The 15,510-nt window shown below is 63.3% G+C and carries 15 protein-coding genes and 1 other RNA gene; 1 reads left to right on the forward strand and 15 read right to left on the reverse strand.

What is annotated here, in order from left to right; translation table 11 throughout:
* Position 1 precedes the first annotated feature (1 nt).
* The 9 genes from ftsW to mraZ are packed head-to-tail and all read right to left on the reverse strand — an operon-like array spanning position 2 to position 10,224.
* Positions 2-1,153, reverse strand: coding sequence for a putative lipid II flippase FtsW (gene ftsW / locus NKJ88_RS27550; protein WP_023823169.1), 1,152 nt, complete (start codon positions 1,151-1,153; stop codon positions 2-4).
* A complete protein-coding gene (murD, locus tag NKJ88_RS27555; protein ID WP_023823170.1) occupies positions 1,153-2,553 on the reverse strand; it encodes a UDP-N-acetylmuramoyl-L-alanine--D-glutamate ligase in 1,401 nt (466 codons plus the stop codon). The genes ftsW and murD overlap by 1 nt, the downstream gene beginning before the upstream one ends.
* An 8-nt stretch (positions 2,554-2,561) precedes the next feature.
* Positions 2,562-3,644, reverse strand: coding sequence for a phospho-N-acetylmuramoyl-pentapeptide-transferase (gene mraY / locus NKJ88_RS27560; RefSeq protein ID WP_023668273.1), 1,083 nt, complete (start codon positions 3,642-3,644; stop codon positions 2,562-2,564).
* Between the two features lie 18 nt (positions 3,645-3,662).
* Positions 3,663-5,096, reverse strand: coding sequence for a UDP-N-acetylmuramoylalanyl-D-glutamyl-2,6-diaminopimelate--D-alanyl-D-alanine ligase (locus tag NKJ88_RS27565; protein WP_023823171.1), 1,434 nt, complete (start codon positions 5,094-5,096; stop codon positions 3,663-3,665).
* Positions 5,093-6,547, reverse strand: coding sequence for a UDP-N-acetylmuramoyl-L-alanyl-D-glutamate--2,6-diaminopimelate ligase (locus tag NKJ88_RS27570; protein WP_023823172.1), 1,455 nt, complete (start codon positions 6,545-6,547; stop codon positions 5,093-5,095). The genes NKJ88_RS27565 and NKJ88_RS27570 overlap by 4 nt, the downstream gene beginning before the upstream one ends.
* A 54-nt stretch (positions 6,548-6,601) precedes the next feature.
* The gene (locus NKJ88_RS27575; RefSeq protein ID WP_023682141.1) at positions 6,602-8,326 is read right to left on the reverse strand and encodes a peptidoglycan D,D-transpeptidase FtsI family protein; all 1,725 of its coding nucleotides are present in this window, start codon (positions 8,324-8,326) and stop codon (positions 6,602-6,604) included.
* Positions 8,327-8,340: 14 nt separating this feature from the next.
* Complete coding sequence (gene ftsL / locus NKJ88_RS27580) at positions 8,341-8,733, reverse strand: cell division protein FtsL (protein WP_023682142.1); 393 nt, start codon at positions 8,731-8,733, stop codon at positions 8,341-8,343.
* 4 nt (positions 8,734-8,737) lie between these two features.
* Complete coding sequence (rsmH, locus tag NKJ88_RS27585; RefSeq protein WP_023823174.1) at positions 8,738-9,754, reverse strand: 16S rRNA (cytosine(1402)-N(4))-methyltransferase RsmH; 1,017 nt, start codon at positions 9,752-9,754, stop codon at positions 8,738-8,740.
* Entirely contained in the window at positions 9,751-10,224 is a 474-nt protein-coding gene (gene mraZ, locus NKJ88_RS27590) for a division/cell wall cluster transcriptional repressor MraZ (RefSeq protein WP_023682144.1), read from the reverse strand. Before mraZ ends, rsmH begins: the two co-directional genes overlap by 4 nt.
* 402 nt (positions 10,225-10,626) lie before the next feature.
* Here mraZ and NKJ88_RS27595 point away from each other — a divergent pair, with 402 nt between their 5' ends.
* On the forward strand, positions 10,627-11,742 hold the full coding sequence (locus NKJ88_RS27595) for a cystathionine gamma-lyase (protein ID WP_023823176.1): 1,116 nt from the start codon (positions 10,627-10,629) through the stop codon (positions 11,740-11,742).
* 9 nt (positions 11,743-11,751) lie between these two features.
* Here the strand turns inward: NKJ88_RS27595 and NKJ88_RS27600 are convergent, their stop codons facing one another.
* The 6 genes from NKJ88_RS27600 to NKJ88_RS27625 all read right to left on the reverse strand — a co-directional run bounded on the left by NKJ88_RS27600 (position 11,752) and on the right by NKJ88_RS27625 (position 15,327).
* Positions 11,752-11,916: a type II toxin-antitoxin system RelE/ParE family toxin gene (locus NKJ88_RS27600; protein WP_245259999.1), complete on the reverse strand. Its 165-nt coding sequence runs from the start codon at positions 11,914-11,916 to the stop codon at positions 11,752-11,754.
* A 125-nt stretch (positions 11,917-12,041) separates the two neighbouring features.
* Positions 12,042-12,326 carry a type II toxin-antitoxin system ParD family antitoxin gene (locus NKJ88_RS27605; protein WP_023735972.1) on the reverse strand — a complete coding sequence of 95 codons (285 nt, stop codon included), beginning with the start codon at positions 12,324-12,326 and terminating at the stop codon, positions 12,042-12,044.
* A 180-nt stretch (positions 12,327-12,506) separates the two neighbouring features.
* An RNA gene (gene rnpB, locus NKJ88_RS27610) (RNase P RNA component class A) lies at positions 12,507-12,904 on the reverse strand.
* Positions 12,905-12,954: 50 nt separating this feature from the next.
* A complete protein-coding gene (locus NKJ88_RS27615; RefSeq protein WP_023729353.1) occupies positions 12,955-13,659 on the reverse strand; it encodes a lytic transglycosylase domain-containing protein in 705 nt (234 codons plus the stop codon).
* Between the two features lie 184 nt (positions 13,660-13,843).
* Entirely contained in the window at positions 13,844-14,611 is a 768-nt protein-coding gene (locus tag NKJ88_RS27620; protein WP_023668262.1) for an N-acetylmuramoyl-L-alanine amidase, read from the reverse strand.
* A complete protein-coding gene (locus NKJ88_RS27625; RefSeq protein WP_023668261.1) occupies positions 14,608-15,327 on the reverse strand; it encodes a J domain-containing protein in 720 nt (239 codons plus the stop codon). The genes NKJ88_RS27620 and NKJ88_RS27625 overlap by 4 nt, the downstream gene beginning before the upstream one ends.
* Between the last annotated feature and the right edge of the window lie 183 nt (positions 15,328-15,510).

The following is a 15,510-nucleotide window of genomic DNA, read 5'->3' on the forward strand; positions in this document are numbered from 1 at the left end:
ATCACTCCGCCGGCAGGGCGCGCTGCGACAGGGCAAAGCCCATCTGCTTGCGCTTTTCCGGTCGCTTGCGGGTCAGCGCCAGCACCATGCCCATCGAGATGGCAATGGCGATCTGCGAGGAGCCGCCATAGGAGATGAAAGGCAGCGTCATGCCCTTGGCCGGCATCAGCTGCAGGTTGACGCACATGTTGATGACCGACTGCAGGCCGAACACGGTGACGAGACCGCCGACGGCGTAGCGGGTGAAATCATCATGTTCCTTCAGCGCCGTGCTGAGGCCGCGCAGCACGATGAAGGCGAAGATCGACATGATGAAGAAGCACATGATCAGCCCGAACTCTTCGCCGGCGACCGAAAAGACGAAGTCGGCATGCGCGTCGGGGATGACGCGCTTGACGGTGCCCTCGCCCGGGCCGACGCCGAACCAGTGGCCGTTGATCAGCGCCTCGCGGCCCATGTCGACCTGGAACGTGTCGCCTTCGCCGGTCAGGAATTTGTCGATGCGCGCGGCGACGTGCGGGAACACCGTATAGGCGGCAAACAGGCCGCCGGCGCCGGTGGCGCCAAGCGCGATGATCCATAGCCAGGGCAGGCCGGCCATGAAGAACATGACGCCCCAGGTGCCGGTCACCAGCATGGTCTGGCCGAGATCGGGCTGCGCCACCAGAAGCGAGATGACCAGGATCAGCAGCAGCATGGCAAACAAATTGCCCGGGATGTCGGGCTGGCGCTTGTGTTCGGCGAACAGCCAGGCGCAGACTATGACGAAGGCGGGTTTCAGAAATTCCGACGGCTGGATCGACAGGCCGACAAACGACACCCAGCGCCGCGCGCCTTTCACCTCGACGCCGATATAGAGCACGGCCACCATCAGCACCAGCATGATGCCCAGGATGATCAGCGCCATGCGCCGGATCTGCCGCGATTCCAGGAAGGACACTGCCAGCATCACGCCGAGCGCCGGCACGGTAAAGATGATCTGCCTGGTGGCAAAGTGGAAACTGTCGAGGCCGATGCGTTCGGCCACCGCCGGGCTTGCCGCAAAGGACAAGACGATGCCAAGCCCCATCAGCGACAGGAACGCCGCCAGGAACCAGCGATCGATCGTCCACCACCAGGTTGCAACCGGGCTTTTGTCGAGACGGCTTTGCATTATCGTGCCCCTCCGATGGGTTTCACGCCCTCGATAGCATTCGCAGCTTGCCTGAAGGCTTCGCCGCGAACTTCGAAATTCTTGAACTGGTCGAAACTGGCGCAGGCCGGCGACAGCAGCACCACCGCCTCGCCGCTGTCATCCTTGGCCGCGTCTTTCGCGGCATGGTCGACCGCGGCGGCCAGCGTGCCCGAGATTTCATAGGGCACGGCTTCGCCGAGGGTCGCCGAGAACGCGGGCGCCGCCTCGCCGATCAGATAGGCCTTGGCGATGCGTGGGAAAAAACCGCGCAGCGGCTCGATGCCGCCTTCCTTGGGCAGTCCGCCGGCGATCCAGTAAATGCGCGAAAAACTCGACAGCGCGGGTGCCGCCGCATCGGCATTGGTCGCCTTGGAATCGTTGACAAACAGCACGTGGTCCTTGCGTCCGACCTGCTCCATGCGATGCGCGAGGCCTGGAAAGCTCTCCAGTCCCGCCTGGATCTCGCCCAGGCTCAAGCCGACCCTGAGGCAGGCGGCAACAGCGGCAAGCGCGTTCTGCGCATTGTGCTGGCCGCGCAACGAACCGATGCCTTCGAGGAAGGCGACGCGGCTGTAGCGGCCATGGACGGCTTCCATCAGATCGGAACCGTCTGCGAAATAACCGTCGGTCAGCGGCAGCCGCTTGGAGATGCGGATCACCTCCCGGCCCGCCCTCTCCAGCCGGTCGGCGATCTGCGCGCACCAGGAATCGTCAACGCCGACGATCGCCGTCTCGCTGCCGGCAACCAGCCGCTCCTTGATCGAAGCGTAATGCTGCATGGTGCCGTGGCGGTCGAGATGGTCGGGCGTCAGGTTGAGCAGGATGCCGGCCGTCGGGTTGATCGAGGGCGCGAGATCGATCTGGTAGGACGAACACTCGACGACATAGTCCCGGTCAGCCTGCGGTGGATCGAGCGTCATGATGGCCCGGCCGATATTGCCGCCCATCTGCGTGTCGCGCCCTGCCGATTTGAGGATATGCGCGGTCAGCGCCGTGGTCGTCGACTTGCCGTTGGTGCCGGTGATAGCGATGAACGGCGCATCAGGCGCGCGCGCAATCCGCTCGCGGCAGAACAATTCGATATCGCCGATCACCTCGACGCCGGAGCCACGCGCCAACTCCACCGTCCAGTGCGGCTTGGGATGCGTCAGCGGCACGCCGGGCGAGAGCACGAAGGCCGAGAATTTCGACCAGTCGGCGCCGCGCAGATCGGCGGTCGCAATGCTTTGGCCAGCGGCCTTGGCGACGCTATCGGGATTGTCGTCCCAGGCGAGCACGTCGGCGCCGCCCTCGATCAGCGCGCGCGCCGTGGCGATCCCCGAGCCACCGAGCCCGAAGAGCGAAACGCGTTTGCCCGAAAAGGATGCGGCGGGTATCAAGCGGGTTCCTATCTCAGCTTGAGGGTCGACAGGCCGACCAGCGCCAGGATGACGGCGATGATCCAGAAGCGGATCACCACCTGGCTTTCGGTCCAGCCGAGCTTTTCGAAATGATGATGGATAGGCGCCATCAGGAAGACGCGCTTGCCGGTCATCTTGAAGTAGCCGACCTGGATGATGACCGACAGGATTTCCACGACGAACAATCCGCCGACGATGACCAGCACGATTTCGTGCTTGGTGGCGACCGCGACCGTACCGATCAGGCCACCCATGGCCAGCGAACCGGTGTCGCCCATGAAGATCGCTGCCGGTGGCGCGTTGAACCAGAGGAAGCCGAGGCCGGCGCCGATGACGGCGCCAAGCACGACAGCCAGCTCGCCGGTGCCGGGCACGAAATGAATCTGCAGATATTCGGCGAACACCGCATTGCCGGAGAGGTAGGCGATGACGCCGAAGGATGCCGCCGCGATCATGATCGGCACGATCGCCAGCCCGTCGAGGCCATCGGTCAAATTCACCGCATTGCCGGCGCCGACAATGACGAAGCAGGAGAACGGCACGAAGAACCAGCCGAGATTGATGATGAATTCCTTGGCGAAGGGGAAAGTCAGCGACGATGAGAACGGCGCCTGGCCATTATGCATGATCGCCCAGGCGGCAATGCCGGCGATGACGAATTCCAGCGCCAGCCGCGCCTTGCCGGAAAAGCCGAGATGCGACTGCTTGGTTACCTTGAGATAGTCGTCGTAAAAGCCGATCGAACCGAAGCCCAGCGTCACCAAGAGCACCACCCAGACATAGATCGAGGAGAGGTTCGCCCATAGAAGCGACGAGCCGACGATGCCGCACAGGATCATCAGCCCGCCCATCGTCGGCGTGCCGGCCTTCTTGAAATGCGTCTGCGGGCCATCGGCGCGGATCGGCTGGCCCTTGCCTTGCCGCAGCCTAAGCGAATTGATGATGGTCGGCCCGAAGATGAAGACGATCAGCGCCGAGGTGATCAGCGCACCGCCGGTGCGGAAAGTTATGTAGCGGAAGACATTGAAGACCGAGACCTTGTCCGCAAAATCGACGAGCAATGTAAACATGCGATTCCGTCCCCCGGACTAGTTCTGTTTCGTGCCTGCGGCTTCCGCCGGATATTTGCCGAGCAAGGCCTCGACCAGCTTTGAAAAGCCTATGCCTTTCGACGATTTGATCATGACCACGTCGCCGGCCTTCAGCGTCGACAACAGCAGCGGCTTCAATTCCTCGGCGCCGGCGCGGTATTCCGTTTTGATCTCGTCGGGCAGGATGTCTGCCAGCGCCCGCATTTCCGGGCCGCCGAGAAAGACCGTGTGCGTGCCGGTCCCGACGATCAGTTCGGCCAGGGCTGCATGCAGCTTGGCCGAATGGTCGCCGAGTTCGAGCATGTCGCCGAGCACGGCGATGCGCCGGCCCTCGCCCGTGACAGGCGTCGCATTGAGCAGCGCCATGGCAGCAGCCATCGAGGCCGGATTGGCGTTGTAGCTCTCGTCGATCAGTGTGATCAGTCCCTTGGGATGGCGCAGCACATGGCGCTTGCCACGGCCGCGTTCGGCGGAGAGATCGGCCAGCGCTTCCGCCACCTTTGCGATGTCGGCTTCAACGAGATGCGCCGCGCCAAGAACGGCGAGCACATTCTGTACCATGTGGCGGCCGGGCGCGCCGATCCGGGCAACGACATCCTGCCCGCCGATCCTGGCGGCAATGTCGGAATGATCGGCATGCAGCTCGCATCTGGTGAGTTTGTAGGTCGAGCGGGCGTTCTCACCGAAGCCAAAGACATGTTCGACGCCGGCGGCCCGCGCCATCTTGTCGAGCAGCTTCCAGCGCGCATCGTCGCGGTTGAGCAAGGCCGCACCGCCGGGCTCGATGCCTTCGAAAATCTCGGCCTTGGCCTTGGCGATCTCGTCGAGATTTCTGAAGAAGCCGAGATGCGCGGCGGCAATCATCGTGACGATGGCCACATGTGGCCGGACCATCTTGACCAGCGGCCGGATCTCGCCGGGATGGTTCATGCCGATCTCGAACACCGCATAGTCGCAATCATCCGGCATCCGCGCCAGCGTCAGCGGCACGCCCCAATGATTGTTGAAGGACTGCGCCGAGGCATGCACTGTGCCGACGGTCGACAGCACATGGCGCAGCGCCTCCTTCGTGGTGGTCTTGCCGGCCGATCCGGTCACCGCGATGATTTTTGCGTTGGAACGGGCGCGGGCGGCAACACCGAGTTTCTCCAGTGCTGCCAGCACATCCTGCACGACGATCATCGGCGCCGTCAGCCGCCCGAGCGACGGCAATTTGACTTCGGCGACGACCAGAACGCCGGCGCCGGCCTTGATCGCCGCGGTCGTGAAGTCATGGCCGTCCATCGCCTCGCCCTTGATGGCGAAGAAGGCGTCGCCCGGCTGCAGGCTGCGGCTGTCGATCGAGATCCCCGAAATTCCCTCCGGCATCGGCCCGAGCGGCCGACCGCCCATGGCGTCGACCAGCGCCTCGGAAGTCCAGAGCACGCTCATGCGGCCCGCTCCCGCAGCGCCGAGCGGACTTCCTCGTGGTCGGAGAAGGGAAACGTCTCGGCGCCGATGGTCTGGCCCTCTTCATGGCCCTTCCCGGCAACGATCAGCGTATCGCCCGCTTTGAGCATGGCGACCGCTTCGTGGATCGCCTTGCGGCGGTCGCCGATTTCAATCGCGCGGGGCGCGGCTGCCAGGATCGCGGCACGGATCGTTTCCGGCACTTCCGAGCGCGGATTGTCGTCGGTGACGATGACGACATCGGCCAGCCGCGTGGCGATTTCGCCCATGATCGGCCGCTTGCCCCGGTCGCGGTCGCCGCCGCAGCCGAACACGACGATGACGCGACCGGTGGTGAACGGGCGCACGGCGGCCAGCACATTTTCCAGCGCATCCGGCTTGTGGGCATAGTCGACATAGACGGGCGCGCCATTGGCGGTGGCGCCGACAAGGTCGAGCCGTCCCGGTGCCCCCTGAAGTTTCTCCAATGCCATCAAAGCTTTGGCGACCGGCGTTCCAGTGGAAATGGCCAGCCCGGCCGAAACCAGGGCATTGGCGATCTGGAAGTCACCTGCGAGCGGCAGGTCGATCTCGTAGAGCACGCCGTCGGCTTCGACCTCGGCGCGCTGGCGGTGGCGCTCGTGCTCGACCCGCTTCAGGCGCAGGAAATCGCCATGGCGGCCGACCGTCAGCACATTGAGCCCCGCGGCCTGCGCAGCCTGGATGGTCGGCGCCGACCACGGATCGTCGGCAAAGATGACCGCCGGCGCGCCTTTCGGCAGCAGCGTGTCGAACAGGCGCAATTTGGCGCGATGGTAGTCCTCGACCGTCGGATGATAGTCCATATGGTCGCGGCCGAGATTGGTGAAACCGCCCGCGGCGAGCTTGACGCCATCGAGACGGCGCTGGTCGAGACCATGGCTGGAAGCCTCCATCGAGGCGTGTGTGACGCCGGCCTCCGCCAATTCCTTGAGCAACTGGTGCAAAGCCACCGGATCGGGCGTGGTCAGCGAACCGTAGTCGTTGCGGCCCGGCGCCACCACGCCGGTGGTGCCAATGGACGCGGCGGCAAAGCCGGCCTGCTCCCAGATCTGCCTGGTGAAGGCGGCGACCGAGGTCTTGCCTGCGGTGCCGGTAACCGCGACCATGGTCTCCGGCTGGCTGCCGAAGAAACGTGCCGCGCTCAGCGCCAGCGCCAGGCGTGGGTCGTCGACGCTGAGCACCGGGACGGACAGGCCGGAAACGGCGCTGGCGTTGCCAACGACAACCGCCGCTGCGCCGCGCTTTGCCGCATCGGCGGCATAGGCCGAACCATCCGCCTTGCTGCCGGCGAGCGCGAAAAAGACCACGCCGGTCTTGACCGTGCGGGAATCCGACGAAATCCCGGTTACCTCCACATCGCGGGAAGATGTTCCCTCGACAGGCAGGATACCGGCTAAATCTCTCAGGTGCATCGAACCCCGTTTATCTCAACAAAATGGCGCGCAGTTGCCGGCGCGCCCTAAGAATCACTGATAGGAAACCAGCGTTGCGCCATTTTCATGGCTGAAATCTGGCTTCACGCCAAGCATGGCGGCTGCCCGCCTGATGATGTTTCCGGCCATGACACCCGCATTGTTGGCGGCAACGTCGGTCATCCCGGGCTTTTCCGGGTGCGGAGCGTCAGCGATCGTAAACACCAGATATTGCGGATCGTCCATCGGGAAGGCAGCGACGAAGGTGTTGAAATTCAGTTCCTTCGAGTAGCGGCCATTGATCACCTTCTCGGCGGTTCCGGTCTTGCCGCCAACGCGGTAGCCGGGGGCCCTGGCGTTTCTGGCCGAGCCTTTCTCGGCATTGAGCGTGTAGAGGTAGCGCATGCCCTCCACAGTCTTTTCGCTGACCACTCTCTTGGCCACCGCCATGGCATCCTGCTCGCTGCGGACCAGGAAAGTCGGCGGGATCAAATAGCCCTGCATCAGCGCCGCGCAGCCGACGGCCGCCTGCAGCGGCGTCGTCGACACGCCATGGCCGAAGGCGATGGTGAAGGAGTTGACCTGCTTCCAGACCTTCGGTTCGGTCGGGCGGGCGACTTCAGGCAGTTCGGTCTGCATCCTGTCCAGAAGGCCAAGGCGATGCAGGAATTCGCGGTGCCCCTCGATGCCGACCATTTCGGCCTCACGGGCCGATCCGATATTGGAGGAGTAAAGGAACACCTCCGGCAATGACAGCACGCGGTTCTTGCCATGGAAATCGTGGATGGCCTGATGGCCGACCCGGATTGGGTGCGAGGCGTCGAAACGGCTGTTCATGTTCGCCTTGCCGGAATCGAGCGCCATGGCCGAGGTGAAGCTCTTGAAGGTCGAGCCCATCTCGTAGAGGCCGGCCGACATGCGGTTCAGCCGATCCTTGTCCTGCGCATTGAAGGGATTGTTCGGATCGAAATCCGGCACCGAGGCCATCGCCACCACTTCGCCGGTCTTGATGTTGAGCACGACGGCGCCGGCGCCCATGGCCCGATAGCGCTCGAGGCCGGCGGCAATCTCGTCGCGCACCACATGCTGGACGCGCAAGTCGATCGACAGCTGAACCGGCTTCAGATCCTTGGCGATCGCAAGGCCTGAGGCCTGCAGGTCGCTTAAGCCCTGCTCGTCAATGTATTTCTCCATGCCGGAGATGCCCTGATTGTCGATGTTGGTGAGGCCGACAATGTAGGACGAGGTCACGCCGGCCGGATAGAAGCGGCGCTTTTCGGTGCGAAAGCCGATTCCGGGAATGCCGAGCTGCATGATGTCGGCCTGCTGCTTGGGCGTCAGCTGCCGCTGCAGCCAGACGAAGCCGGCGCCGCTCTTCAGCTTGTGATAGGTCTGCTCGGGGTCGATGTCGGGCAGAATGGTCGACAGCTTTTCGATCGCCTCGTCGGCATCGACGATGCGGCGCGGCTCGGCAAACAGCGATGCCGTCTTGATGTCGGTCGCCAGCACCTCGCCGTTGCGGTCGACGATGTCGGGACGCGACGCCGTCACCCGGCTTTGCGGCCCATTCGACATGTCGGGGGACTGGAAACCGAGATAGACCAGCCGCCCGGCGATGGTCGAATAGATGCCGAAGAACACCGCCATCGTCATCACGATGCGGGTCTTGGCCTTGCCACCGGTCGCCTTGCGCGCGCCTTCGACCACGATGGAGCCGTCCTCGCCGGTCCGTGCGCGGCGCTTCAGCAATTTGCCGACCGACGGAAGTTTGGCGCGCATTGGAAATCCAGCGATCATTGGACGATGGCTCCGGTGACCACGGGATCCTTGTCGGCTGGTCCTTTGCCGGAATTGTCGGCCATGCCGCCAAGCCGTTGCGACGACAGGTCCTCGATGTTGAGCGGTTTTGCCGGCAGGTCGTCGAGCCCGACGATCTGCCGCGCATTGACCGGCTCGAGTGCGAGCTGCGATTTGTAGATTTCAGCCAGCTTCTGCAGGCGCGACGGCTGGGTCAGCAGGCTCCAGTCGGCCTTGAGCAGGTCGATCGTGTCCTCCTCATAGCGGATCTGCGCCTCGATCTTCTGCACCGAAGCCAGCTGTTCCTCGGCCTCGCGCTTGGCCTTGTAGGTCAGGGCCGCGGCCGAGACCATGACGGCGATCAGGACTATGTCGCTGGTTCGAAACACGTATTCACCTCTCTCGCGGCGCCTGGATGCCGGGAAGCTTTGGAAGGCCGAAAATGGTGAGATCACCGGCGCGCGCCGGCGCCTCGGTGCGGATGGCGGTACGCAGCCTGGCCGAGCGCGCCCGCGGATTGGCAGCGACCTCGGCATCGCCTGCCGTCACGCCGCCACCAGCCTTGCGGAAGGTCGCAGTGCGCGCGTGCGCCTCGGGCAAATGACGTGAGCCGGTGGCGACGTCGGCGCGGTCGGCGATGAAGCGCTTGACGATGCGGTCTTCCAGCGAATGGAACGTCACCACCGCAAGCCGCCCGCCGGGCTTCAATACCCGCTCGGATGCCATTAGGGCTTTGGCCAATTCGCCCAGCTCGTCATTGACAAGAATGCGCAGCGCCTGGAAGACGCGGGTGGCCGGATGAATCTTGTCCTTCGGCGCGCGGCCGATATGCGTTTCGATGGCGTCGGCGAGATCGAGCGTGCGCTCGAACGGACGTTTTTCGCGGCGTGACTCGATCATGCGGGCAATGCGGCCGGCATTCCGCTCTTCGCCGAGGAAGCCGAAGATGCGGGCAAGGTCGCCTATCTTGAACGAATTGACGACGTCGGCAGCACTCAAGCCCGCCTGCGCCATGCGCATGTCGAGCGGCCCGTCGGTGCGGAACGAAAAGCCGCGCTCGGGCTGGTCGACCTGCATGGAGGAAATGCCGATGTCGAGGACAACGCCGTCGGCGCTTTCGACCTGCTCGTCCAGCGTCGAAAATGGCGCCTGCACCAGCCTTAGCCTGCCGCCGGATTGCTGTTCCAGGCCGCGCCCGGCGGCAATCGCATCGGGATCGCGATCGATCGCCACCACCGAGGCGCCGCTCGCCAGGATCGCCTTGGTGTAGCCGCCGGCGCCAAACGTGCCGTCGACGATCACATCGCCGGCTTTGGGTGAGAGCGCCTCCAGCACTTCGGCGAGGAGGACCGGAATGTGGCGGACCGGTCCGCCAACGGCGCTAAGATCATCGCCGTGATCCGCCATCATTCCGGCCGCTCCCCAGCCTTGGCCTCGTGAGCCTTCGTCCCCTGCCGAAGCTGCAAAAGCCGAGCGCGCGCCTGCGCCCCATAGGCGGCCAGCCGTCCAGGCTCCCAAACTTGAAAGAAATTGCCACGGCCGACAAAGGCCACTTCGCTCGTGATGCCCGTATGCTCGCGAATGAAATCGCTCATCGTGATGCGGCCATCCTGATCGAGCTTCAGGAACGTCCCGTCGCCATGGCAGAAGAACGACATATCGTCCGCCGTCTGCAAAAAAGGGTCTTCCAGCGCGATGCGCTGCTCGTAGCGGTCGAGCAGATCGAGCCCGCCGACATCCATCGCAGGCACGTCCAGGCCGCGCAGCGCATAGAGTTCCGAATAGCCGCGCTTCTGCACGACCGCGCGGAAATGCGCCGGAACGGAGACCCGCCCCTTCGCATCGATCCTGTTCACCGCGCTTGACAGAAACCGGTCCATGACACGCTGCAGCCGCTTCCGCCGCCGCACCCCTCTCCATGTATTCGTCCGCGCCGAAGCGCGTCCCCTGCCGAAAATCCGCTTCGCTCCCAGCGGCAAAACGCCGCAAACGCACAGCCGCCGCGGCTGCCCGATTGGCGTACGCTTTACCCTGACGCGGAACGAAGGCTTTGGTATCGAAATGGGATATCATGGGGCACTATGGGCGTCAACGGGAACAGGCTTCACAAACGCGCGCGCCACAACCGGTGAAAGCAGCTCTGACAACACTCCCGTCTTTATCTCCCATTAAGCCTAACGAACCGTTTAGAGCGGGCTGGCCCAAGCGGAAGCGGCTTGCCGCGCATCACTGCCGCGAATAGCGTCGTCAGTCTTTTCGCTGAGCAACAAGGTCAGAAATCCATGTCCGAAACAGCCAGGTCCCGCGCGGCCTCCCTTGCCCATCTGCGTCGCGACGGACTTGTCAAAGGCGACCCCATCCCATTGCCGCTGACCATGGCCGCTATTTTCCACAACCCGGGCGACGGCGCCGGCTACAGTCAGTACGGCCGTTACAGCAACGCCACCTGGGATGCGGTCGAGCACATGCTGGCGCATCTGGAAGACGCGCCATGCGTCGGCTTCCCCTCAGGAATGGCGGCAATCTCGGCGGTGTTTTTCGGCCTGTTGAAATCCGGCGACCGCGTGCTTTTGCCTTCGGACGGCTACCATGCCACACGCGCGCTGGCCGAACGTTTCCTCAAGCCCTTCGGCGTCGCCTATGATCTGCGGCCGACAGCTACATTCCTCGACGGCGGCTTCGACGGCTACCGCCTTGTCTACGTTGAAACCCCGTCAAATCCGCGATTGGACATTTGCGACATCACAGCCGTCACCGAGGCCGCGCACCAAGCGGGCGCGATCGTCGTCGTCGACAACACCACGATGACGCCGTTCGGCCAGCGTCCGCTCGATCTCGGCGCCGACATCATCGTTGCTGCCGACACCAAGGCGGCCAACGGGCATTCCGACGTGCTGTTCGGCCATGTCGCCAGCCGCAATCCAGATATCATCGCGGCCGTCACCGGCTGGCGCGAGACCGCGGGCGGCATTCCCGGCCCGTTCGAGGCTTGGCTGGTGCATCGCGGCCTGGAGACGCTGGGCGTACGCTTCGACCGCATGTGTTCTTCTGCCGAGGTGATCGTGAAGCGCCTGAAAGACCATCGCGCCGTTAGCGGCTTGCGCTACCCCGGGCTGGAGGGCGACCCGTCGCACAACCTCGCCCGGGCGCAGATGGAGCGCTTCGGCTTCCTCGTGTCCTTCGAACTCCTCTCCCAGGAAAAGGCCGAGGATTTCATCAACAACTGCACGCTGATGCAGGCGGCAACGTCGTTCGGGGGTGTCCACACCTCCGCCGAGCGGCGGGCCAAGCGAGGAGATTCGGTTCCGCCCGGCTTCGTGCGCCTGTCGGTGGGCTGCGAGCCGGTGGAAGAACTCTGGCAGGCGATCGAGGCATCGCTGGACAAGATCGGCGTCTGAACTGGTGGATTAGGTCACCAAGTCGTCGGCGCCAATATCGCGCCTGCCGTGCAAAACGCGGACGATCTCGATCGCGTCTTCGCCCATGCGATACAGAGTGACATATTCGCCGACGATCAGATGACGAATGCCGGGCGCGATATCATCGCGCGGCGCACCTGAGAACGGGTGCAAGGTGAGCAGTGTCTAGCGCCTCTCCAAAGCGTCCACAAGGCGCATGGCTCCCTTTGGGCTATGTTCCGCAATGTAGTCACCGATGCCTTCGACATCTGATATCGCCTGAGGAAGCAGCCGATATTTCACTCTTCCGAGCCTGCAGCTTCCGACATCCTCTGATATTTGGCTCGCAGCCGGTCCATGAAGGGCTGGCCGTCCACCGCCGGTCCGCTGTCGATCCCCTCCTGAATCAGCCTGCGCAATTCCTCGACCGTGTAGCCGAGAAGATCGCGGCGGTCTTTCCATTGCCGCAGCGCATCACGGATGACTTCGCTGGCCGAGGCATATTCGCCGGCGGCCACGACATCGTCGACCGCCGCCGCCAGTTCCGGCGAAAGCGTGATGCTGCGTTTGTCGACGTGACCTATGATGCGCTCCTGATCAAACCATGACAATCATGGTACGATTAAATCGTACCAGCTTCAAGGATGCGTTTGTCTCGACCCCAGCATGCGTACTTGATTCAATCGCTCAAGCACCTGAATCGCCAGCTGCGCCCGAAGGCGCAGACTGCTGATCCAAAGGATTAGTCGCGATATGGGGGAGAAATTGCCAGCTGGCCTGTAAGCCGGGTTTTGTATGGCCCTCGCCCCTTTCGGGGCGAGAACGTGGCGGCCATTCATCTTGGGCGCATGTTGCCATGCGCCTCACGCAACCTACCCGGACGGTGAGCCGGAAACAGCCCTCGAAGGTTTCCCCTCGCACCGTCCCTATTCGGTCTTGCTCCCGGTGGGGTTTACCGTGCCGCTCCTGTTGCCAGTCGCGCGGTGGGCTCTTACCCCACCCTTTCACCCTTGCCCCGATAAATCGTGGCGGTTTGCTTTCTGTGGCACTTTCCCTGGGGTCGCCCCCGCCGGCCATTAACCGGCACCGTGTCTCCATGGAGCCCGGACTTTCCTCACCCGCAGCCTTTCGGCTTTGCGGGTGCGGCCGCCCGGCCAGCTGGCAGAGCGTATAAAGGGGTTCACGTTCCAAAACGCAAATGAAAAAGCAGACTTATGCCGGCGATCCCAATGCCGCCAACTGCACCTTGACCTTGCCGCAATAGGCCGCCGACACCGGGTTCATCCGCGTCGCGGCATGGCCGGCATTGTATTTCAGGATCGTGCCGCAGGTGGTGCCGCCGCCGAGATTGCGCGCCATGGCAAGGTACTTCATGCCGTATTTGATGTTGGTGTCGGGATCGAACAGACCCTTGGCCGAGCCGCTATACCCCATCATCCGCGCCGTTGCCGGCTTGATCTGCATCAGGCCGATTTCACCCGCGCTGCCGACGATGTTCGGCCGGTAGTTGCTCTCGATCTTAATGACCGCCTGGGCCAGCGACACCGGCACGCCTTCGGCCGCAGCATAGCGGGCAATGATTGCCGAATACTGGCCGCCAAGCGCGGCTGCCGCAGTCGACTCCGCAGCGGTGCTTGGGCGGATCGATGCGGTCGTCGTCAGGTCGACGCTCTTCCTGTTGCGCTTAAAATGCCTCTTGGCCGTGGCTTTTCTGGCCTTCACCACGGCTGCTTTGCGCACTTTCGCGGTGGTTGCCCTTTTTGCTTTCGGGTTTGCCTTCGTCATGGTGGCCTTGGCGGGTGCGGCGATGAAGCCCTGGTCTGCCCTCTGGCTCACTGGTGCGGCATCGGCCGTGCTGAAGGCAAAAGTCATTACTCCGGCAGCAATAGCTGCCGTTACAACGGTCAATTTCTGCATGTGGTCCTGTTCTGTTTGGCCGCGCGAAGATCTTCACGCAGCAACGCCTAATCAATATCGGAGCATCCGGGGGGCTGGAGGTCCGATAACTTGCACGAACTGCCTTTGAGGGCGGAATTTGTGTCGAACAAGGCGAGGCAATTCACTTTCAGTGACAGGCTGTAACTTGGATATCAGGAAAAGATTATTTAGACGCAACTGACCTAAGGGAAGTCAGCAGGCTTTGCAGCGTGCTAGACGTAGAGCCGTCGGCGACGCCATCCACCAGGCGTGGTCGGAAATGCCGCTGAAAAGCTTCGACGACGATTTCGGTCTGGCGGTCGAAGACACCTGATATCTCGACGCCATAGCCATAGAGCGCCAGCATCGACTGCAGTGCCTCGACCTCGGCGCCGGTATCGCCGGCTTTCAGCACCGCGCCGCGCCGGACCGGCGCCGCAGGCACGAGATGGCCGACCCCGGCCGCAAACAGCGCCTTCCAGGGGAATTTCTCGCCCGGGTCGATCTTGCGCCCCGGCGCGATGTCGGAATGGGCAAGCACCCTTTGCGCCGTAATGGAATGGCGTTCGATGACACCAAGGCAAAGACCGATCACCGCTTCCACCTGCCGCTTGGGAAAGGCCGAATAGCCGAGCGAATGGCCGGGATTGACGATTTCGATGCCGACCGAACAGGAGTTGATGTCGCGACGACCGAACCAGGAACTTGCACCGGCGTGCCAGGCGCGGTCGCTTTCGCGCACCATCTGGATGATGCGACCGTTCTCATGGACGAGGTAGTGGGACGAGACTTCGCTTGCGGGGTCGCACAGCCAGGCTTCCGCGGCAGCACCCGTCGCCATGCCGGTATAGTGCAGCACGATCATGTCGGGCCTGAGCGTTTCGCGCCGCGGGCCGAAATTCGGCGATACCCTGACCTCCGCGCTTGGCTCGTCGGGCGAGAAGCCGGTCATGCGTGCCTGAGGCCCCGCTCGATCATTTCATAGGCCGCGTTGATCGCCGCGACTCTGGTCGTTGCAATCTTGATGAATTCCTGCGGCAGGCCGCGCGCGATCAGCCGGTCCGGATGATTGTCGGAGACCAGCTTGCGGTACCGCTTCCTGACCTCCTCGAACGGCTTGCCGCGCTCAATGCCGAGCACGATATAGGGATCGCCGGCCCCGAGATTGACGTGCCTGGCCATAATGGCCTCGTAGTGCACCTCGTCGATGCGGAAAATCTCGGCAATACGGTGCAGGAAAATCCCTTCGCGCTCATGCACCAGCCCGTCCGCCTTGGCGATATGGAACAGACCGTCGAGTATGTCTTCCAGCATGACGCAGTTCGAATGGCCCGAGCCGCACATCTGCGCCATACTCTCGGCATAGGTCTCGAACCCGGCGACGTCGCGCTTGGCCAGATCGTAAAGCCGCGCCACATTGCGGGTCTGTTCTCGCGGCACCTCGAATATTTCCTGGAACGCGCGAACCTCGTCCTGGGTGACGATGCCATCGGCCTTGGCCATCTTGGCTGACAGCGCAATCATCGCCACAGAGAAGGCGACACGCCGGCGCAGATCAGCGTCACCGGAGAAAACCGTGCGCACGGCCTCGACCACATCGGCTACGCCGGACGTGGCTGAAGATGAAACGCGGGTGATGAAGTCGCCGAGGCGATCCCAAATCGACATGAGCGCTTATTAGGGCCGCCGGCCATTGCTATCAAGCCAAGACAGCGCCGCAGAGTGGATCGATTTACGCAAGCAACCGACGCGCCAGATCCCAAACCGTAGGAAAGAGCCGGTTCAAGGCCCTTGAGCCCCCGAATCGCCTAAACGCAGGAAGGCCGGCGCGAAGCCGGCCTCCTCTCTCGT

The organism is Mesorhizobium sp. M0016, assembly GCF_040324035.1.
In the GTDB taxonomy this organism is placed as follows: domain Bacteria; phylum Pseudomonadota; class Alphaproteobacteria; order Rhizobiales; family Rhizobiaceae; genus Mesorhizobium.